The organism is Paenibacillus wynnii, from assembly GCF_000757885.1.
Classification (GTDB): Bacteria; Bacillota; Bacilli; order Paenibacillales; family Paenibacillaceae; genus Paenibacillus_AQ; species Paenibacillus_AQ wynnii.
The window spans coordinates 1998466-2018325 of the sequence record NZ_JQCR01000002.1 but is presented as its reverse complement, the minus strand read 5'-3'; the positions used below and the strand labels follow the sequence as shown (position 1 = coordinate 2018325).

General features: G+C 46.3%; 13 protein-coding genes and 3 rRNA genes. 14 read left to right on the top strand and 2 right to left on the bottom strand.

The features are described 5' to 3' along the window. Window positions 1–156: 156 nt before the first annotated feature. The 5 genes from dnaN to gyrB are packed head-to-tail and all read left to right on the top strand — an operon-like array spanning window position 157 to window position 4954. A complete protein-coding gene (gene dnaN, locus PWYN_RS11610) occupies window positions 157–1299 on the top strand; it encodes a DNA polymerase III subunit beta (protein ID WP_036651702.1) in 1143 nt (380 codons plus the stop codon). A gap of 49 nt (window positions 1300–1348) precedes the next feature. After that, a complete protein-coding gene (gene yaaA, locus PWYN_RS11605) occupies window positions 1349–1576 on the top strand; it encodes a S4 domain-containing protein YaaA (protein ID WP_036651699.1) in 228 nt (75 codons plus the stop codon). Between the two features lie 36 nt (window positions 1577–1612). Further along, entirely contained in the window at window positions 1613–2731 is a 1119-nt protein-coding gene (recF, locus tag PWYN_RS11600) for a DNA replication/repair protein RecF (RefSeq protein ID WP_036651694.1), read from the top strand. A 17-nt stretch (window positions 2732–2748) separates the two neighbouring features. Beyond that, window positions 2749–2997, top strand: a complete 249-nt coding sequence (gene remB / locus PWYN_RS11595; protein ID WP_036651691.1) for an extracellular matrix regulator RemB — start codon at window positions 2749–2751, stop codon at window positions 2995–2997. A 46-nt stretch (window positions 2998–3043) separates the two neighbouring features. Beyond that, window positions 3044–4954: a DNA topoisomerase (ATP-hydrolyzing) subunit B gene (gyrB, locus tag PWYN_RS11590; RefSeq protein ID WP_036651689.1), complete on the top strand. Its 1911-nt coding sequence runs from the start codon at window positions 3044–3046 to the stop codon at window positions 4952–4954. 86 nt (window positions 4955–5040) lie between these two features. On the opposite strand, the gene PWYN_RS11585 is transcribed toward gyrB, so the two are convergent. Beyond that, window positions 5041–5928, bottom strand: coding sequence for a YheC/YheD family protein (locus PWYN_RS11585; protein WP_036651686.1), 888 nt, complete (start codon window positions 5926–5928; stop codon window positions 5041–5043). Window positions 5929–6344: 416 nt separating this feature from the next. On the opposite strand from PWYN_RS11585, the gene gyrA reads away from it, so the two are divergent. The 6 genes from gyrA to PWYN_RS11555 all read left to right on the top strand — a co-directional run bounded on the left by gyrA (window position 6345) and on the right by PWYN_RS11555 (window position 16297). After that, a complete protein-coding gene (gene gyrA, locus PWYN_RS11580; protein WP_036651685.1) occupies window positions 6345–8876 on the top strand; it encodes a DNA gyrase subunit A in 2532 nt (843 codons plus the stop codon). 240 nt (window positions 8877–9116) lie between these two features. Then, window positions 9117–10208 (top strand): HD-GYP domain-containing protein, encoded by a 1092-nt coding sequence (locus PWYN_RS11575; RefSeq protein WP_036651682.1) that lies wholly within the window; start codon window positions 9117–9119, stop codon window positions 10206–10208. A 401-nt stretch (window positions 10209–10609) separates the two neighbouring features. Beyond that, window positions 10610–12167: ribosomal RNA gene (locus tag PWYN_RS11570) — 16S ribosomal RNA — on the top strand. 386 nt (window positions 12168–12553) lie between these two features. Beyond that, window positions 12554–15481 (top strand): 23S ribosomal RNA (locus PWYN_RS11565). Window positions 15482–15535: 54 nt separating this feature from the next. Further along, a 5S ribosomal RNA gene (gene rrf, locus PWYN_RS11560) occupies window positions 15536–15652 on the top strand. The 16S, 23S and 5S rRNA genes sit together here, the layout of an rRNA operon. Window positions 15653–15883: 231 nt before the next feature. Further along, on the top strand, window positions 15884–16297 hold the full coding sequence (locus PWYN_RS11555; RefSeq protein WP_036651678.1) for a hypothetical protein: 414 nt from the start codon (window positions 15884–15886) through the stop codon (window positions 16295–16297). A gap of 62 nt (window positions 16298–16359) precedes the next feature. On the opposite strand, the gene PWYN_RS11550 is transcribed toward PWYN_RS11555, so the two are convergent. Then, window positions 16360–16884: a hypothetical protein gene (locus PWYN_RS11550; RefSeq protein WP_036651674.1), complete on the bottom strand. Its 525-nt coding sequence runs from the start codon at window positions 16882–16884 to the stop codon at window positions 16360–16362. A 206-nt stretch (window positions 16885–17090) separates the two neighbouring features. On the opposite strand from PWYN_RS11550, the gene PWYN_RS11545 reads away from it, so the two are divergent. From PWYN_RS11545 to tmk, 3 genes are all read left to right on the top strand, one after another. Beyond that, window positions 17091–17276 carry a sigma factor G inhibitor Gin gene (locus PWYN_RS11545; protein WP_036651672.1) on the top strand — a complete coding sequence of 62 codons (186 nt, stop codon included), beginning with the start codon at window positions 17091–17093 and terminating at the stop codon, window positions 17274–17276. A 225-nt stretch (window positions 17277–17501) separates the two neighbouring features. Next, window positions 17502–19136, top strand: a complete 1635-nt coding sequence (locus PWYN_RS11540; protein ID WP_036651669.1) for an aminotransferase class I/II-fold pyridoxal phosphate-dependent enzyme — start codon at window positions 17502–17504, stop codon at window positions 19134–19136. Beyond that, complete coding sequence (gene tmk, locus PWYN_RS11535) at window positions 19137–19781, top strand: dTMP kinase (RefSeq protein WP_036651666.1); 645 nt, start codon at window positions 19137–19139, stop codon at window positions 19779–19781. Window positions 19782–19860 lie beyond the last annotated feature (79 nt).

Below are 19860 nucleotides of genomic sequence, written 5' to 3'. Positions count from 1 at the left end.
GGCTTAATTTTATGGGGGTTCAAGGGGTTATCCACATATTCAGTGCCCCTACTACTAATACTATTAAATAACTATAATAATTCATCATCTATAAGCACGTCCCAAAACAACGTAACCCATACAGGTTTCCCCAATTTTTCAGCTAGGAGTGAAGTTATGAAAATCAGCATTCTTAAAAATGAACTTAACGAATCCATCCAACACGTATCAAAGGCTATATCCAGCAGAACAACGATCCCTATCCTTACCGGTATTAAACTGGAGGTCAGTCATCAAGGTGTGACACTAACCGCAAGCGATACTGATATATCCATCCAATCCTTTATTCCTGCGGAGAATGACAGCCATACTATTGTGAAGGTGGAGCAGCCGGGAAGTGTTGTCCTGCCGGCTAAATTTTTCGTTGAAATCATCAAGAAGCTGCCCTCCAAAGAAATTCACATGGAAGTCAAAGAAGGCTTCCAAACCTATATTTCTTCCGGAGCTACTGAGATTCAGATAGTGGGACTTGATCCTGAGGAATTTCCGGTATTACCAAACATTGAAGAGAACGAGACGATTTCCCTACCGGGAGACCTGCTCAAAAATATGATCAAACAAACCGCATTCTCCATTTCAACCCAAGAAACGACACCAATTCTCACAGGGATTCTGTGGAATCTAGCCGATGGTGAATTCAAATTTACGGCTACTGACCGTCACCGCCTGGCTACTAGAGCTGCGCGTCTCGAAGGAACAGAGAATGTTCGTTTTGGAAATGTAGTGATTGCCGGTAAAACGCTGAATGAGCTTAGTAAAATCATTCCGGATCAAAATATGCTCGTAGATATTGTGGTTGCGGATAACCAGGTATTGTTCAAAATCGACAAGGTCTTATTTTATTCGCGTATATTGGACGGAATTTATCCGGATACTTCTAGGATTATTCCCACTGCCTACAAAACAGAACTAACTTTAGACACTAAAAAATTAAGTGAATCCATAGATCGGGCTTATTTGCTGTCCCGGGAAGAAAAAACGAATATTGTTCGTCTGCAAACACTCGAGAATGGGGCGATTGAAATTTCCTCCAGTTCCTCTGAGCTGGGTAAGGTTCGTGAAGAACTCGAAGTTATTGACTTCAAAGGTGAGCCACTTAAGATTTCTTTCAACTCCAAATATATGCTTGATGTGTTAAAAGTTGTGGAAAGCGAGCAGCTTGTTATCGCATTTACTGGAATGATGAGTCCTATTATTCTTAAGCCCCTCGATGAAAGCCAAAGCATGTATGTGATTTTGCCTTACCGAACAACAAATTAATTCCACCATTCACGTGGCTGTGGATAAGTGGGCGAAGGGACAAAAAACCATGAATCAAATTGTTATCCACAGTGGATATATCAAACTCGATCAGTTTCTGAAGCTTTCTGAATGTGTATCCACAGGCGGAATGGCCAAGGCATTGCTGCAAGAAGGATATGTTCGTGTTAACGGAGAAAAAGAAGAGCGTCGGGGTAGAAAGTTATACCCTGGGGATAAGATTGAAGTGCAGGATGCCGGGTCTTTTGAAGTTGTCGGCGGTGGAGTTAAAGAATAGGTTTGGGCTTTAAATAGCGTCAGGAGGAACCATTACGTGTTTGTTAAAAATATCGGTCTGCAGCATTATCGAAATTATGGGCAGCTGCGTCTGGAAAGCCTCGGTGACGTGAATCTAATTTTGGGTCAGAATGCCCAGGGCAAGACAAACCTCATGGAGGCTTTGTTCGTTCTAGCCATGACCAAAAGCCACCGTACCTCTAAAGATCGTGAGCTGATCTCCTTTGAAGCCCCGCAAGGGGCTGCCCACATTTACGCTGAAGTGAAACGGAAATACGGTGATTTGAAGCTGGAGCTTATGTTGTCAGGCCAAGGCAAAAAAGCCAAGATTAACGGTCTAGAACAACGACGGTTAAGCGAATTTGTTGGCTCTTTGAATGTTGTCATGTTTGCACCAGAAGACTTAGAGATTGTCAAAGGAACCCCCGGTATTAGACGGAGGTTCCTTGATATGGAGATAGGACAGGTACAGCCTAGTTACTTGTTCCATCTTCAGCAGTACCAAAAGATATTGCTTCAAAGAGGCAACCTGCTGAAACAAATATGGGGTAAGGGATCCTCGGCAAAAGATCTGCTGGAAGTCTGGGATGCCCAACTTATAGAGCACGGTGTTAAAATCGTCAAAAAAAGGAAACAATTCATAAAGAAGCTGCAAATATGGGCAGAAAGCATCCACCGGGGTATTACAAATGGCGGTGAAGAGCTTAAATTACTGTATGTCCCCTCTTTTGGAGAGAGGGATGAGGAAGATGAAGCTGTCTTATTAAACAATTTTATGTTAAAGTTATCACAAACCAGAGATCAGGAAATACGGCGCGGCATGACGCTTACGGGTCCCCATAGGGATGATCTGTCCTTTTTTATCAACGGAAGAGAGGCACAAGTCTATGGCTCCCAAGGTCAGCAGCGCACGACAGCCCTGTCCCTGAAGCTGGCTGAAATCGAGCTTATTCATGAGGAAATAGGAGAGTATCCTGTTCTGCTTCTTGATGATGTGTTGTCCGAGCTTGATCCCTATCGTCAAACCCAGCTTATAGAAACCTTTCAAAGCAAAGTACAAACTTTCATAACAGCTACAGGGGTTGAAACTCTGAAAGCTGATAAATTAAAGGGTGCGAACCTATACCATGTCCACGACGGAAGAGTGGATGTTTAACAGAGCGGAGGACGTGCATGTATATTCATTTGGGCGGGGAGAAGATTATTCGTTCTTCAGAATTGATTGCCATATTTGATATTTCGATTGAGAAATCCTCCAAGATATCCAAGCAATTTGTCGTTCATGCTCAAGAAAGTAAAGGGCTGGAGCGAATTGGCGAAGAGGAAGCAAAATCAATTGTAGTGACAAAAAATATCGTATACTACTCCCCCATCTCCTCCTCCACTCTTAAAAAAAGAGCCAAAATTTTATTAGAGATTTAGCATCACACCCTGTAAAAGAGATAATCAGAAAGAAGTAGGTGAAGGCATGTCAATGAATCAACCGACATATGATGAGAGCCAGATTCAGGTGCTGGAAGGGCTCGAAGCGGTCCGAAAGCGTCCCGGCATGTATATTGGTTCCACTAGCGCTAAAGGTCTGCACCATTTGGTGTGGGAAGTAGTAGATAATAGTATCGATGAAGCCCTAGCCGGTTATTGCGACCGTATCCAAGTAATTATCCACGAGAATAATAGTGTAACTGTTATTGATAATGGACGCGGTATCCCTGTAGGGGAGAATGCTAAGCTGAAAAAATCCACACTCGAAGTAGTTATGACTGTCCTGCATGCAGGAGGTAAGTTCGGTGGCGGTGGATATAAAGTATCTGGCGGTCTGCATGGCGTAGGTATATCGGTTGTCAACGCTTTGTCCGAGAAGGTTGTCGTTACCGTCAAACGTGATGGGCATGTATACCAGCAGGAGTACAGACGTGGAGCACCGCAGTATGACATCAAGGTTATCGGTGATACGGATGAGACAGGAACGACTACAACATTCCACCCAGACCCGGAGATTTTCACCGAAACTACAACTTTTGAATATTCAACACTGCTTACCCGTGTCCGTGAGTTAGCTTTTCTTAACAAGGGGATCGAGCTTTCGCTTCATGATGAACGGACGGATGTATCCAATACGTTCAAATATGAGGGCGGAATTGTTGAGTATGTGAAATATTTGAACGAAAAAAGAGAAGCTCTACATGAAGATCCTATCTATGTTGAAGGCTCACGGGATATGATTCATGTGGAAGTGGCTCTCCAATATAATGATTCTTACACAGAGAATATTTATTCTTTTGCTAATAATATTAATACGCATGAAGGCGGAACGCATGAATCCGGCTTTAAGAGTGCACTGACACGTATAATCAACGATTATGCTCGTAAAGCTGGAGTAATCAAGGACAGCAGCTCTAACTTAACGGGGGATGACGTGCGTGAAGGTTTGACGGCGATTATTTCCGTTAAAATACCTGAGCCGCAGTTCGAAGGTCAAACGAAGACGAAGCTTGGTAACAGTGAAGTTCGCGGGATTGTGGAATCACTTTTTGGAGAGAAACTACAGGAATTCCTTGAGGAAAATCCAGCGGTCTCACGCCGGGTTCTAGAGAAGTCTTTACAAGCTTCCCGGGCACGTGAGGCTGCTCGCAAAGCACGGGAACTAACACGCCGTAAGAGTGCTCTAGAAGTAAGTGCCCTGCCGGGTAAGCTTGCTGACTGCTCTTCCAAGGATGCCTCCATCAGCGAATTGTTCATCGTCGAAGGTGACTCTGCCGGTGGATCGGCCAAGCAGGGCCGTGACCGTCATTTTCAAGCCATTCTTCCGCTGCGCGGCAAGATCCTGAACGTTGAGAAAGCTCGTTTGGATCGTATTTTGTCCAATGCTGAGATTCGGGCTATTATTACAGCTTTGGGTACCAGTATCAGTGATGACTTTGATCTGTCAAAAGCTCGTTATCACAAAGTAGTTATCATGACGGATGCCGATGTTGATGGAGCGCACATTAGAACGCTGCTTCTGACCTTCTTCTACCGCTACATGAGAAAACTGGTCGATGCCGGGTATATTTATATCGCTCAGCCGCCACTATTCAAAGTGGAACGCAATAAAGTAATTCGTTATGCGAATTCCGAGAAGGAACGCGACGAAATTATTGCTGGATTCGGCGAGAATGTAAAAGTTAATGTTCAACGCTATAAAGGTCTCGGCGAAATGAACGCGACGCAATTATGGGACACTACAATGGATCCTGAGAGCCGCATGATGCTTCAGGTAACGATTGACGATGCCATGCTGGCCGATAGTATTTTTGACACACTTATGGGTGACAACGTTGAACCACGACGCGAATTCATTCAGGAGCATGCAAAGATGGTCAAGAATCTTGACGTGTAAAAGAAGACAATATTTAGAAACCTCCAGTGTTACTTCTCTTACGGGATAGTAATACTGGAGGTTTTTTTGGTTAGAATGCTTTTATTTTACCCAGAAATTCTTGAAATACCTTTACGTCTTGAAGAAATAGCAGAGCGATTATTCTTAACACGACCGTAGGCTGCAGCATATCGATGGATTCTTCGATAAATAGATTTGTCAGAAAATAATTTAAAGACAACAATGGAGGGTAACGTATTAATCTCCAACAACCACAAATTATGATGGGGATCAAGGGCCACATCCAGGCCGATTTCCTTTATTCCAGGGTATGTTCTCTCTAATTGCCTCGCCATAAGGACGCCGAGTGCTTTTAACTGGTTTATGGTGGAATCGACCTCAAAGGTGTTCATATGATCTTCAAGTACTGCTTTAACAGACTTGATCTTACCGCCACTATGATAATTAGTAATAATTTTATGAGGAGCGGCAACTCTGCTTAACATCCCTGTAGTCTCCCAAAGCCCATCTAAATTTTTCTGCGTGAGCACCCGTAGATCGAAAGGCCGCTGCTTGTGTGTTAAAAGATTAATCCCTTTCTGAATGAGATAGGGCTGATTTTGAATTATTTTAATTAAAGCCCTATCGAGTTCCTCCGGGGAAGAGAATACCTCTGCTGACTTGAGGTATCTCAAAATATACATGAGCTTCGTGTTCTCTACCTTTACTTCTAGATTCTCTGGCGGGTCCTCTTGATTCTCTTGATCACCTTGAGTACTTGCGCTTAGTGTGACGACTCGCTGTTCTACTCTCATTACCCCGCTGCCGTAAGTACCCCGATCCGGTTTAATGTACACCATATCATATAAGATAAGCATTTCTTCAAGAGTATCAAGTGAATATTTACGGGTATCTGGGATGTAAACAGCGAGATCGCGATTTCGCAAGATAGCCTTAGTTTTAGCCCACTTACTGGAGACCCGTTGAATCCTCATCGTATTTCCCCCTTTTGCTGCTGAAATGTCAGGACAAGTAATCTAAACAATGGTATAATAAGAGGATATGGGATTAAGCCCTTTTTGATTGATATAGGACGATTCCATTCGTATAACAGCTGATGTACCCGTTTGTTCTTGCCTATACAGTCTATGTACTAAAGGCATGTGCGGAAAGGGCAAATACCCTTATCTGGACAAAAAAGAAATTAAATTTAGACGATATAAGGCTATCATGTTTAATTGTGCTACTTTTAAGAAAGTAATATAATAAAGGGTAGCGATTTTTTTAAAATATAAGAAAGTATAGAGTTTCTATCTACACTTTTTCCTTATATTCTTTACTTGAAGCGGATCTACGTTCTTTCAAGGACGATGAAGCCGTTTCTTCTTAAATGAAGGAGGTCCAGCAACTCATGGCTGAACAAAATAACCCGCAAGTTAAAGATCGGGACATCAGTGTAGAAATGCGTGATTCCTTTATGGATTATGCAATGAGCATCATTGTTAGCCGAGCTTTACCGGATGTGCGGGACGGACTAAAACCGGTTCACCGACGCATTTTGTTTGCGATGTCTGAACTTGGAATGTCTCCGGATAAGCCTCACAAGAAATCGGCGAGAATCGTCGGTGAAGTTATTGGTAAGTATCATCCCCACGGCGACTCAGCTGTTTATGAGACCATGGTACGTATGGCTCAGGACTTTTCTATGCGCTACATGCTTGTTGATGGACATGGTAACTTCGGTTCTGTGGACGGTGATATGGCAGCAGCGATGCGGTATACGGAAGCACGTCTTTCCAAGATCGCAATGGAAATGCTTCGGGATCTTAATAAAGAGACAGTAGACTTTGCACCCAACTATGACGGTGAAGAGAATGAGCCGGTTGTATTGCCATCTCGTTATCCGAACTTGCTTGTAAATGGTGTGTCGGGTATTGCTGTTGGTATGGCGACTAATATTCCACCACATAATCTAGGTGAGGTTATTGATGGAGTGCAAGCGATGATCCGCAACCCTGATATTACACCTATGGAATTAATGGAATTTATTCAAGGCCCTGATTTCCCTACGTCTGGATTCATTTTGGGTCGAGAAGGTATTCGTCAGGCTTACCGCACAGGACGTGGTTCTGTTACTATGCGAGCCAAAGCTACCATCGAGGAGAATAACGGGAAAGCTCGTATTATTGTTCATGAACTTCCATACCAGGTGAACAAAGCACGTCTGGTTGAGAAGATTGCCGAATTGGTTCGTGAGAAGCGGATTGACGGTATCACTGATCTTCGTGATGAATCCGACCGTAACGGTATGCGTGTAGTAGTTGAGATGAGACGGGATGTTAACCCTAGTGTGGTCCTAAATAATCTTTACAAGCATACTTCTATGCAGTCGACATTCGGTATCAATATGCTTGCTATCGTGAACAATGAGCCTAAGGTGCTTAACCTGCGTGATGTGTTGTATCACTATTTGCAGCATCAAATGGTTGTTATTCGCCGCCGGACTGAATTTGATCTGAAAAAGGCGGAAGCACGCGCTCATATCTTGGAAGGTCTTCGTATCGCGCTCGATAATCTAGATGAGGTTATCGCCTTGATTCGTGCATCCCGTACAACGGATATTGCCCGTGAAGGCTTAATGAGTACTTTTAGTCTCAGTATTGAGCAGTCCCAGGCCATCCTCGACATGCGTATGCAGCGTCTTACAGGTCTGGAACGTGAAAAGATTGAGAACGAGTATAACGAGCTCTTGGCTAAAATTGCAGAATATAAAGCGATTTTGGCAAATGAATCTCTTGTACTGGAAATTATCAGTAATGAACTGCAGGAAATCCGCGATAAATTTGCAGATGAGCGCCGTACGGAGATTACTGTAGGTGAAGAGAGCATTCTGGATGAGGACCTTATTCCACGCGAAGAGGTTATAGTTACAATTACTCATACCGGATATATCAAACGCCTGCCAGTAAGCACCTACCGCAGTCAGAAGCGGGGAGGACGCGGCGTTATCGGTATGGATACGAAGGACACGGATTTTGTGGAGCATTTATTCGTAAGTAATTCCCATAATTACTTGATGTTCTTTACCGATAAGGGTAAGGTCTACCGGATTAAAGCCTATGAGATTCCGGAGCTTGGACGAACTGCACGGGGAACACCGATTATCAATCTGCTTCAGATTGAACAAGGTGAGAAGATTAGTGCTGTGATCCAGGTCGAGGATAGCGACATCGATAAATATCTGTTCTTCTCCACCCGCCAGGGTATTGTGAAGAAAACGCCGCTTGAAGACTATAACAATATCCGCAAAGGCGGACTGATTGCTATTAATCTTCGTGAGGATGATTCTCTAATTGAGGTCAAGCTTACAGACGGGCAGCAGAATTTAATTATCGGTACCGCACGCGGTATGTCGATCACATTCTCTGAGAATGACGTAAGATCAATGGGCCGGAGTGCTACGGGTGTCAAAGGCATAACTCTTACCGGAAATGATCAAGTTATCGGAATGGATTGTGTTGATGAAGAGCTTGAAGTTCTAATCGTTACTTCCAAGGGTTACGGTAAACGGACACCAGCTGGTGATTACCGTTCACAGACTCGTGGTGGTAAAGGAATTAAGACAATCAACCTTACCGAGAAGAATGGTCCTGTAGTGGGCTTAAAAGTTGTTAAGAGTGACGAAGACCTTATGATCATTACGACCAGTGGTACCTTAATCCGTACCAGCATGGATGGAATTTCGACAATGGGACGTTATGCTCAGGGGGTTAAACTGATTAACATTCGTGAGGATGATGCGGTAGCTACCCTTTGTCGAGCTGACAAGAATGAGGAAGAAGAACTGTCCGATATTGAAGAGGGCGGACTAGTAGTGGAAGAGATAAGCGATTCAACCGAACCCGAAACAGATGTTGAAGGCGAAGTAGATACGCTGGAATAGTATTCATAGGAAGAGCATGGGTTTCTTTAATTAGAGATCCGTGCTCTTTTTTTTGCAAATAATTAAATTAGCGAATGCACTCCTCCACACTAGTCGCTTGAATCCATCCATACTATAATTAGAGGAATAGAGTTATCCTGTTCTGTGAGACTAATTGGGTGCGCTGTTACATAAACGTTCTTATATAAGAAGAGCGTCCCTAAGCTTATAGCGTTAAAGAAATTAAGGGGCTGAGTAAAGATGCCGAGTTTATCCGTTGCGGATGTGAAACCAGGTTCAAAGATTATTAAAGATGTTGTTACACCTTTTGGGGGAGTTCTGTTCGCTAAGGGAAAAGTTATATTACCGCGTGATATGGAAATCCTTCAGGCTTTTATGATAGAACTGGTAGAGATTGAAGGTAGCGACGCAGAGCATAAAACAACTGATTCGAATAAGGGTTCTGCCAAAACAACTTCCACAAAAGCGGCTGCAATAGTTAAAGATAGAAATAGCACCCCTCTTCATGATGAATACGACAAGATGCTGGCTCTCATTAAGAAAAGCTATCGGTCAGTTACTGCAGTAACGCTACCCATCTATGAGCTGCGCAGTCAGTTAGAAGCTTTGGTAATACATATTAAAGATTATCATGTTTTGAAGTTCGTTCCCCGTATGCTAAATGAACAGGATTATAACTACCATAATGCGGTGTTGTCTGCTTTGACATCATATAAGATTGCCCAATGGTGCAATTATCCGCAGAAGGACTGGATGCAGGCTGCTATAGCGGGACTGCTTCACGATATTGGGAATGCCAAGGTTGATCCCTCTCTTCTCCATAAAGCTGAGCCTCTGAGCAGTGGTGAGAAAGAGGAGATGCGAATGCACACAACTTACGGATATCAATTTTTACGTAATGTAACTGCAATTAATGAAGGTGTCAGGTTGGCTGCATTACAGCATCACGAAAAAATAGACGGTTCAGGATATCCACTCCGGCTGGAAGGGAGCCAAATTCACTTCTACGCCAAGATTGTTGCGGTTGCTGACATTTACCATGCCATGACTCGAGCGAGAGCCTACAGAAAAGCCGAGTCTCCTTATTTGGTTTTAGAACAGATTCTCAAGGAAAGCTTCGGTAAGCTGGACCCGGTGATTGTTCAAACCTTCATCCAAAAAACAACGGAGCTTTACACCGGAACTAAAATAAGACTAAGTGATGGACGTAAAGGGGAGATTATATTCACGGACCGAAGCAACCCAACGCGACCAATGGTGCAGGTTGAAGGCGGTAAGATAGTCAACCTGGCAATGGAACGCGAGCTGAACATCCAGGAGATTATTTCATAGTTGTTGTTGAAGGATATCTAGGATGCTGGACTACCTCATATAGCGGATCTGGGAACGTGGAAGTAGTCTGGCACTAAATAATAAGTACTTATAAAAAAAGCTTGCAATTGATTTCTATACATGATATATTCTTATTCCGGCCAAGAAATGTTGATGCCGAGCTCGAAAAAGAAGTTGAAAAAAGAGCTTGCATTACACGGTTGGATATGATATATTATAAGAGTTGCTGGTGAGACATTAACCGCCGACAACGAGAACTTGATCTTTGAAAACTGAACAACGAGTGAGTGGGATTTTACGAGAGTAAAATCCAAAATCATGGACTTCTTGAAGACCATGATCAGAGAATTTTTTAATTCTCGTCAGATGTTTCAAAATGAGCAATCGCTCTTTCTAAATACAATTTGGAGAGTTTGATCCTGGCTCAGGACGAACGCTGGCGGCATGCCTAATACATGCAAGTCGAGCGGAGTGATTTTGAAAGCTTGCTTTCAAAATCATTTAGCGGCGGACGGGTGAGTAACACGTAGGCAACCTGCCCCTTAGACTGGGATAACTACCGGAAACGGTAGCTAATACCGGATAATTTCTTTCCTCACCTGAGGAGAGAATGAAAGACGGAGCAATCTGTCACTGAGGGATGGGCCTGCGGCGCATTAGCTAGTTGGTGAGGTAACGGCTCACCAAGGCGACGATGCGTAGCCGACCTGAGAGGGTGAACGGCCACACTGGGACTGAGACACGGCCCAGACTCCTACGGGAGGCAGCAGTAGGGAATCTTCCGCAATGGGCGAAAGCCTGACGGAGCAATGCCGCGTGAGTGATGAAGGTTTTCGGATCGTAAAGCTCTGTTGCCAGGGAAGAACGTCCGGTAGAGTAACTGCTACCGGAGTGACGGTACCTGAGAAGAAAGCCCCGGCTAACTACGTGCCAGCAGCCGCGGTAATACGTAGGGGGCAAGCGTTGTCCGGAATTATTGGGCGTAAAGCGCGCGCAGGCGGCTATTTAAGTCTGGTGTTTAAACCTTGGGCTCAACCTGAGGTCGCACTGGAAACTGGGTGGCTTGAGTACAGAAGAGGAAAGTGGAATTCCACGTGTAGCGGTGAAATGCGTAGATATGTGGAGGAACACCAGTGGCGAAGGCGACTTTCTGGGCTGTAACTGACGCTGAGGCGCGAAAGCGTGGGGAGCAAACAGGATTAGATACCCTGGTAGTCCACGCCGTAAACGATGAGTGCTAGGTGTTAGGGGTTTCGATACCCTTGGTGCCGAAGTTAACACAGTAAGCACTCCGCCTGGGGAGTACGGTCGCAAGACTGAAACTCAAAGGAATTGACGGGGACCCGCACAAGCAGTGGAGTATGTGGTTTAATTCGAAGCAACGCGAAGAACCTTACCAGGTCTTGACATCCCGATGTAAGCATTAGAGATAGTGCCCCTCTTCGGAGCATCGGAGACAGGTGGTGCATGGTTGTCGTCAGCTCGTGTCGTGAGATGTTGGGTTAAGTCCCGCAACGAGCGCAACCCTTATGCTTAGTTGCCAGCACATTATGGTGGGCACTCTAAGCAGACTGCCGGTGACAAACCGGAGGAAGGTGGGGATGACGTCAAATCATCATGCCCCTTATGACCTGGGCTACACACGTACTACAATGGCCGGTACAACGGGCTGCGAAATCGCAAGGTGGAGCGAATCCCAACAAAGCCGGTCTCAGTTCGGATTGCAGGCTGCAACTCGCCTGCATGAAGTCGGAATTGCTAGTAATCGCGGATCAGCATGCCGCGGTGAATACGTTCCCGGGTCTTGTACACACCGCCCGTCACACCACGAGAGTTTACAACACCCGAAGTCGGTGGGGTAACCCGCAAGGGAGCCAGCCGCCGAAGGTGGGGTAGATGATTGGGGTGAAGTCGTAACAAGGTAGCCGTATCGGAAGGTGCGGCTGGATCACCTCCTTTCTATGGAGAATCGTTTCCTGTAACGGAAACATTCGAACAGAAGCGTTAAGCTTCTATAAGGACCCTTGAAGGTTCGAACCACTCACTCGTTGTTCAGTTTTGAGAGTTTAAGCTCTCATTTTTAAACTTGTCTGTAATTTTGATCGACACATTCGTGATCGACCCAAAATTAACAGAAACTTGATCCTTGAAAACTGGATACCGAAACGAATTTGCGTTTTAGAACATCTTTTAGCTATAACTTGTGCAAACAAGTAAATTAGTTATTAGCTGGAAACGAAGGTTTTGGATTGTGAAGCGACCTTTGGCTTTGAATACCTTGCGAGTGGTTTTCCACGAGCATCATTCAAAACAAGATGAGCGAACAAGCCAAACACCGGAGTGATGGTTAAGCTAATAAGAGCACACGGAGGATGCCTAGGCGCCAGGAGCCGACGAAGGACGTGGCGAACAACGAAACTGCCTCGGGGAGCTGTAAGCAAGCTTTGATCCGGGGGTGTCCGAATGGGGAAACCCAGCTGTGGTAATTCGCAGTTACTCATACCTGAATACATAGGGTATGTAGAGGCAGACCAGGGGAACTGAAACATCTAAGTACCCTGAGGAAGAGAAAACAATAGTGATTCCGTCAGTAGCGGCGAGCGAACGCGGAACAGCCTAAACCAAGGGGCTTGCCCCTTGGGGTTGTGGGACGTCTCACATGGAGTTACAAAGGAATACAGTAGATGAAGAGGTCTGGAAAGGCCCGCGATAGAGGTAAAAGCCCTGTAATCTAAACTGTGTTCTCTCCGAGACGGATCCCGAGTAGTGCGGGGCACGTGAAACCCCGTATGAATCCAGCAGGACCATCTGCTAAGGCTAAATACTACCTGGCGACCGATAGTGAAACAGTACCGTGAGGGAAAGGTGAAAAGCACCCCGGAAGGGGAGTGAAATAGAACCTGAAACCGTGTGCTTACAAAAAGTCAGAGCCCTATCTATGGGTGATGGCGTGCCTTTTGTAGAATGAACCGGCGAGTTACGTTTAACATGCAAGGTTAAGTCGAGAAGACGGAGCCGCAGCGAAAGCGAGTCTGAATAGGGCGATTTGAGTATGTGGACGTAGACCCGAAACCGTGTGATCTACCCCTGTCCAGGGTGAAGGTGCGGTAACACGCACTGGAGGCCCGAACCCACGCATGTTGAAAAATGCGGGGATGAGGTGGGGGTAGCGGAGAAATTCCAATCGAACTCGGAGATAGCTGGTTCTCCCCGAAATAGCTTTAGGGCTAGCCTCGGTATTAGAGTAGTGGAGGTAGAGCACTGATTGGTTGCGGGGCCCGCAAGGGTTACCAAGATCAGTCAAACTCCGAATGCCATATACTTATTGCCGGGAGTCAGACAGTGAGTGCTAAGATCCATTGTCGAAAGGGAAACAGCCCAGACCATCAGCTAAGGTCCCCAAGTGTGTGTTAAGTGGGAAAGGATGTGGAGTTGCACAGACAACCAGGATGTTGGCTTAGAAGCAGCCACCATTGAAAGAGTGCGTAATAGCTCACTGGTCGAGTGACTCTGCGCCGAAAATGTAACGGGGCTAAACACACCACCGAAGCTATGGCTAGATACTTAGTATCTGGGGTAGGGGAGCGTTGTATATACGTTGAAGGTATACCGTGAGGAGTGCTGGAGCGTATACAAGTGAGAATGCCGGTATGAGTAACGAAAAGATCAGTGAGAATCTGATCCGCCGAAAGCCCAAGGTTTCCTGAGGAAGGCTCGTCCGCTCAGGGTAAGTCGGGACCTAAGGCGAGGCCGAAAGGCGTAGTCGAAGGACAACAGTTTGAAATTACTGTACCACCGTAATCCGCTATGAGCGATGGGGTGACGCAGGAGGGTAGTGACGCGGACTGATGGAAGTGTCCGTCTAAGCAGTGAGGCTAATGTGTAGGCAAATCCGCACATTGTTAGGCCAGGCTGTGATGGGGAGCGAAAATTATAGTAGCGAAGGTCATGATCTCACACTGCCAAGAAAAGCCTCTAGCCAGGAGAAGGTGCCCGTACCGCAAACCGACACAGGTAGGCGAGAAGAGAATTCTAAGGCGCGCGGAAGAACTCTCGTTAAGGAACTCGGCAAAATGACCCCGTAACTTCGGGAGAAGGGGTGCCCCGGTAGTGTGAATAGCACGAGGGGGCCGCAGTGAAAAGGCCCAAGCGACTGTTTAGCAAAAACACAGGTCTGTGCGAAGCCGCAAGGCGAAGTATACGGGCTGACGCCTGCCCGGTGCTGGAAGGTTAAGGGGAGCGGTTAGGAGCAATCCGAAGCTGTGAACCGAAGCCCCAGTAAACGGCGGCCGTAACTATAACGGTCCTAAGGTAGCGAAATTCCTTGTCAGGTAAATTCTGACCCGCACGAATGGCGTAACGACTTGGGCGCTGTCTCAACGAGAGATCCGGTGAAATTTTAATACCTGTGAAGATGCAGGTTACCCGCGACAAGACGGAAAGACCCCATGGAGCTTTACTGCAGCTTGATATTGAATTTGGGTACGATCTGTACAGGATAGGTGGGAGCCTGAGAAGCAGGAGCGCAAGCTTCTGCAGAGGCGACGTTGGGATACCACCCTGATCGTATCTAGGTTCTAACCTAGTGCCCTAATCGGGTACGGGGACCGTGTCAGGCGGGCAGTTTGACTGGGGCGGTCGCCTCCTAAAGAGTAACGGAGGCGTTCCAAGGTTCCCTCAGAATGGTTGGAAATCATTCGAAGAGTGCAAAGGCATAAGGGAGCTTGACTGCGAGACCTACAAGTCGAGCAGGGACGAAAGTCGGACTTAGTGATCCGGTGGTACCGCATGGAAGGGCCATCGCTCAACGGATAAAAGCTACCCTGGGGATAACAGGCTTATCTCCCCCAAGAGTCCACATCGACGGGGAGGTTTGGCACCTCGATGTCGGCTCATCGCATCCTGGGGCTGAAGTAGGTCCCAAGGGTTGGGCTGTTCGCCCATTAAAGCGGTACGCGAGCTGGGTTCAGAACGTCGTGAGACAGTTCGGTCCCTATCTGTCGTGGGCGCAGGAAATTTGAGAGGAGCTGTCCTTAGTACGAGAGGACCGGGATGGACGTACCGCTGGTGCATCAGTTGTTCCGCCAGGAGCATGGCTGAGTAGCTACGTACGGACGGGATAAGCGCTGAAAGCATCTAAGCGTGAAGCCCCCCTCAAGATGAGATTTCCCAATTAGTAAGACCCCTTGAAGACGACGAGGTAGATAGGTTGGAGGTGGAAGTGCAGCAATGCATGGAGCTGACCAATACTAATCGGTCGAGGGCTTATCCAAATATCTAAACGCAGATTTGTTTCGGATCCAGTTTTCAGGCGATTAAGCCTGCCGTTTGGTGGCGATAGCGGAGGGGTTCCACGCGTACCCATCCCGAACACGACCGTTAAGACCTCCAGCGCCGATGGTACTTGGACCGAAGGGTCCTGGGAGAGTAGGACGTTGCCAAGCACATGAGACCACTGTTGATTCATTCAACAGTGGTTTTTTTGTTATGTAGGGGAATATTTACTAGCAAAATAGGGTGACATTTTTGTTACCGACAGGTCGTTGGATACAAGTATAATAGGATTGTGCAAATATTAAGCAAAACCTTAATACGAATGAACTACTCTCAAAAATTCTAATTCCGAATTTTTTTGTGTCTTTAGATGCATGGTAGAGGTAAGGAGGATTTAAGGTATGATGCGAACAAGACGGTTCTGGACGCTATTCATTCTTTGTATAGTGGTTGGACTAATAGCAGGCTGCGGAACGAAGGAACCCACATGGCAAGCGTTTGAAGGTGCATTAAATGAGAAGAGTTTCCCGGTTCCTAAAGAAGCAAACTCCCCAGATAGGATGACTACGAATGTAGCTATGGATTATGTACGCTATTCTTTACCAGGGTTGAAGGAAAAAGAAAGTATCCCTAAGCCTTATATAGAGGCAATTAAGGCATGGGGATGGAGTGAACAGGAGAAGACTGAGGTTAGCGCTTCCCGGGTTTTTCAGAAGGATGGACTGAATGTTCATGTAACTGTACATGACGACTATTTCATAGTTATGGTACCCAAAGAAAAAAAAGCCTCTATTAAAGGACTAGAAAGTAAATAAAATGAACGCCATCTCCCGGATGGCGTTCATTTTTATTTGAGGCTATGTAAAAATGCATTAATTTATTGAGAATAGTAGGAGGCATCGGTAGGACTGAACTTCAACATTCCTTGCTCATGACCGAGATTTAGACGAAACAGAGCGAAAAACCGTGGAAGTAACAACCACAAATGGAATAAAGCCATCGAAAGGGTAAAAGCGGGCGGTGCCCATACAATAAAGAGTGCCGGAATACAAAGGCCGATCCAGAAATTATGCAATTGAACCCTTTTAAACAGACTGAAGCTGATATATTGATCAGGCATATAACCTATCCACGGAAGCCTGAATGAATATCTCCATTTCTTTGTTACCCGGTTTCCCGTAATAATCAACACTGAATGTGAGATAACATACTGAATCCATAAAACGACAGGCGCTGCTATAATAAAATAGAGTAAGCTCAGCCGGGAGAGAAATAAGGTTTCCAGCAGAAGAATCACAAGAGGAAGTGTGAGATACAGTCGCAGCATCCTATTTGAGATATTAATTTTTTGAATGAGCTTATATTGATAAAATGTAGCTGAACCTTTGGGATTGGCTTCCATACAAAAAGGCTGACCTCCTTACAAGTTGTCTTGTACCTAATATCGGCATTTTAAGGCTTTTTATTTAATGGTAGTGAAAATCACCAACTAAACAACAATAGAATATATATATATTAGATACCCTAGGATATGAAAAAACTATGAAAAGGTTTAAAATGATAGAAGGTGTATCATACTGTTCTTAAAAGAGTCAAGGTGGGATGGCTATGGAAGAACAAAACGGGCAAGCCTGTATCATTTGCGGGCAGGTTAAAGAAGAAGGTATTGTGATTGTCTCGCATTTTATTTGTGAGGATTGCGAGGCGGAAATGGTGCGCACAGAGGCTGAAGATGCTAAGTACCGCTTTTTTATTGGGCGTATGAAAAAGATCGGCCTGCAAAAGAACGCGTGACTACAGAAGCTGCGATTCATATATTTGCAGCGAAAAAAGAGTGGGCGGTGGAGAAAACGGTGCCACATCGGTTGAATAAAGGTATGTTCCATAAGCGGCTTCACCGTGCTACCTGCGGGAGAGGCCGTTTTATTATGTTTATGGCTGTGTTTTCTATTGAAGAATAGGCGTTTTCATACATTTGCGTTAAAATAGAAGGAAGCCTGCTGTGGAAGGAATAGATTGATGAACGACGAACAGCGCAATACAGCGCCTTTATATGAAATGCTGGAACTATATAGAGAAAAGGGTAATACTTCTTATCATGTACCCGGGCATAAAAACGGACGGGCATATAGTGACGCTTACAGCGCAGGCTTTCTAAGCGAAGTTATGAGGTCTGACGTTACAGAGATTACCGGTACGGATGATCTGCATCACCCAGAAGGAGTTATAAAGGAAGCGCAGGAACTGGCGGCAGATTGCTTTGGAGCCGAGGAAAGCTTTTTTATGGTTGGGGGAAGCACAGCGGGTAATCTTGCCTTGATTCTAACGGTATGCTCGGAACCGGGGACGACCTTGATTCTGCAGCGGAATGTGCATAAATCTGTGATTCACGGGTTGATGCTGGGTGGGGTGAAGGCTGTGTTTTTGGAACCGCTGCTGGATTCTGACAGCGGCATTGCCGTAGCTCCGGCGGTGGAGTCCGTGAAGGCTGCTTTGGCAGCCCACCCTGATGCCGCAGGTGTCCTGATCACCATGCCTAATTATTACGGCATGGGAACTGATCTTGCGCCCCTAGCAGAGGCCTGCCACAGCTGCGGTGTGCCGCTGCTGGTTGACGAGGCCCACGGGGCGCATTATGGGCTGCACCCCGCGCTGCCAGCTGGGGCGCTTCTCTGTGGCGCGGACGGCGTAGTGCAGTCCACGCATAAGATGCTTCCAGCGCTGACCATGGGCGCTATGCTGCATATTCAAGGGCCGCGGATCGACCGCGCCCTGCTGCGGCAGCGGCTCGCCATGGTGCAGAGCTCCAGCCCATCATACCCCGTGATGGCTTCGCTCGATTTGGCTCGGCGGCTGGTGCACAGCCAGGGGCCAGAGGCTTTCACGGCGGGGCTCGCCGCCGTGGATACTCTACGGCGCGGCTTGGCGGAGCTGCCGCGCTATGGGTTGCTGCAGCCGGCACCGCCGCTGCAGCACTCCGGCGGAGGCCGTGCAGCCTCCGCCATAGCAATTACGCCGCCGGGTGAAGCGGCGTATGTCACACAGGACCCTTTCAAGGCCGTCATTTATGACGCCACCGGGGTCCTGGACGGGTTCGAGCTGCAGCGCCGGCTCGAAGCTTGGGGCTGTGTGCCGGAGATGAGCGACGAACGGCACGTGGTGTTAGCTTTCAGCCTAGGATCCAGAGAGGAAGATGCGACTCGTCTGCTGGATGCCCTGAGAGAGATAGATACCGAAATAGAATCCGAGCTTACAGGAAGTACGATATCAGCTGTATCCTCGCTTGCTTTTGACCAGAGCTCAACGGTGGAAGAACTCATATCGAACAAAAAATCGGACAAAGTGAATATTTCCACGTGGAACAATTACAAAAATAATATCATTTCGGCCCCGATCCCCTTTTCCCTTAAACCTGTGGCTGCTGCGGAGAAAGAAAGTATTCCGCTGAAGGACAGCGTAGGTAGAATTGCTGCAGAAATGGTCACTCCCTATCCCCCTGGCATCCCCTTAGTGTACCCTGGTGAAATGATTACCAGCGGGATATGCAGCAGACTAACAGCTTTATCTCGTGTAGGGGCCAAGTTTCAAGCAGCAGCTGATCCGTCATTAGGAAGTATAGTAGTGTACAACATTAGGAAAGGCGGAGAGGTATAAGTGGCCCGCGAAGGATTATTTATTACATTAGAAGGTGGCGAGGGCTCCGGTAAGACCACATTGATGGGAAGACTAGCCGCCTATTTGCAAAATAGATCCATGCCTTACCTGATTACCCGCGAGCCTGGTGGAATTGAGATCGCAGAGAAAATACGGTCCATTATTCTAGATCCTGCCCATACAGCTATGGATGCACGGACAGAAGCCCTGCTCTATGCAGCTTCCAGAAGCCAACATTTATCGGAACGTGTCGAGCCGGCTCTAAAAGAGGGGCTGACTGTACTCTGTGATCGTTTTGTGGACAGCAGTCTTGTGTATCAAGGGTATGCCAGAGGACTAGGAATAGAGGAAGTCTGGAACATTAATCGCTTTGCGATAGGTAGCCGGATGCCCGACATTACATTCTATCTGGATATTGAGCCTGAGATTGGCTTGTCCCGAATTGCTGCGAATCAGGAACGTGAAGTGAATCGTTTGGATTTGGAGAGTGTCGAATTCCACCAAAAGGTTAGGGAAGGGTATCAGATGGTGGCAGCAGCTTATCCTGAGCGTATAGTTGTTTTGGATGCCAATCGCCCTCTTCACAGCGTAGAACAGGATATTATACGTATGCTGGAAGTCAGGATATTAAAGGATTTTCAATGAGTTTTGTCTAATATATAACATCAGTACATTATGGGCAGAAATTCATATGATAAAGAATTACAGGATACTACAAACTTCA

What these genes read in the sequence shown, in the direction of transcription:
- dnaN (WP_036651702.1), top strand. Translation starts at nt 157, where the DNA reads ATGAAAATCAGCATTCTTAAAAATGAACTTAACGAATCCATCCAACAC.
- yaaA (WP_036651699.1), top strand. Translation starts at nt 1,349, where the DNA reads ATGAATCAAATTGTTATCCACAGTGGATATATCAAACTCGATCAGTTT.
- remB (WP_036651691.1), top strand. Translation starts at nt 2,749, where the DNA reads ATGTATATTCATTTGGGCGGGGAGAAGATTATTCGTTCTTCAGAATTG.
- gyrB (WP_036651689.1), top strand. Translation starts at nt 3,044, where the DNA reads ATGTCAATGAATCAACCGACATATGATGAGAGCCAGATTCAGGTGCTG.
- PWYN_RS11585 (WP_036651686.1), bottom strand. Translation starts at nt 5,928, where the DNA reads ATGAGGATTCAACGGGTCTCCAGTAAGTGGGCTAAAACTAAGGCTATC.
- gyrA (WP_036651685.1), top strand. Translation starts at nt 6,345, where the DNA reads ATGGCTGAACAAAATAACCCGCAAGTTAAAGATCGGGACATCAGTGTA.
- PWYN_RS11575 (WP_036651682.1), top strand. Translation starts at nt 9,117, where the DNA reads ATGCCGAGTTTATCCGTTGCGGATGTGAAACCAGGTTCAAAGATTATT.
- PWYN_RS11555 (WP_036651678.1), top strand. Translation starts at nt 15,884, where the DNA reads ATGATGCGAACAAGACGGTTCTGGACGCTATTCATTCTTTGTATAGTG.
- PWYN_RS11550 (WP_036651674.1), bottom strand. Translation starts at nt 16,884, where the DNA reads ATGGAAGCCAATCCCAAAGGTTCAGCTACATTTTATCAATATAAGCTC.
- PWYN_RS11545 (WP_036651672.1), top strand. Translation starts at nt 17,091, where the DNA reads ATGGAAGAACAAAACGGGCAAGCCTGTATCATTTGCGGGCAGGTTAAA.
- PWYN_RS11540 (WP_036651669.1), top strand. Translation starts at nt 17,502, where the DNA reads ATGAACGACGAACAGCGCAATACAGCGCCTTTATATGAAATGCTGGAA.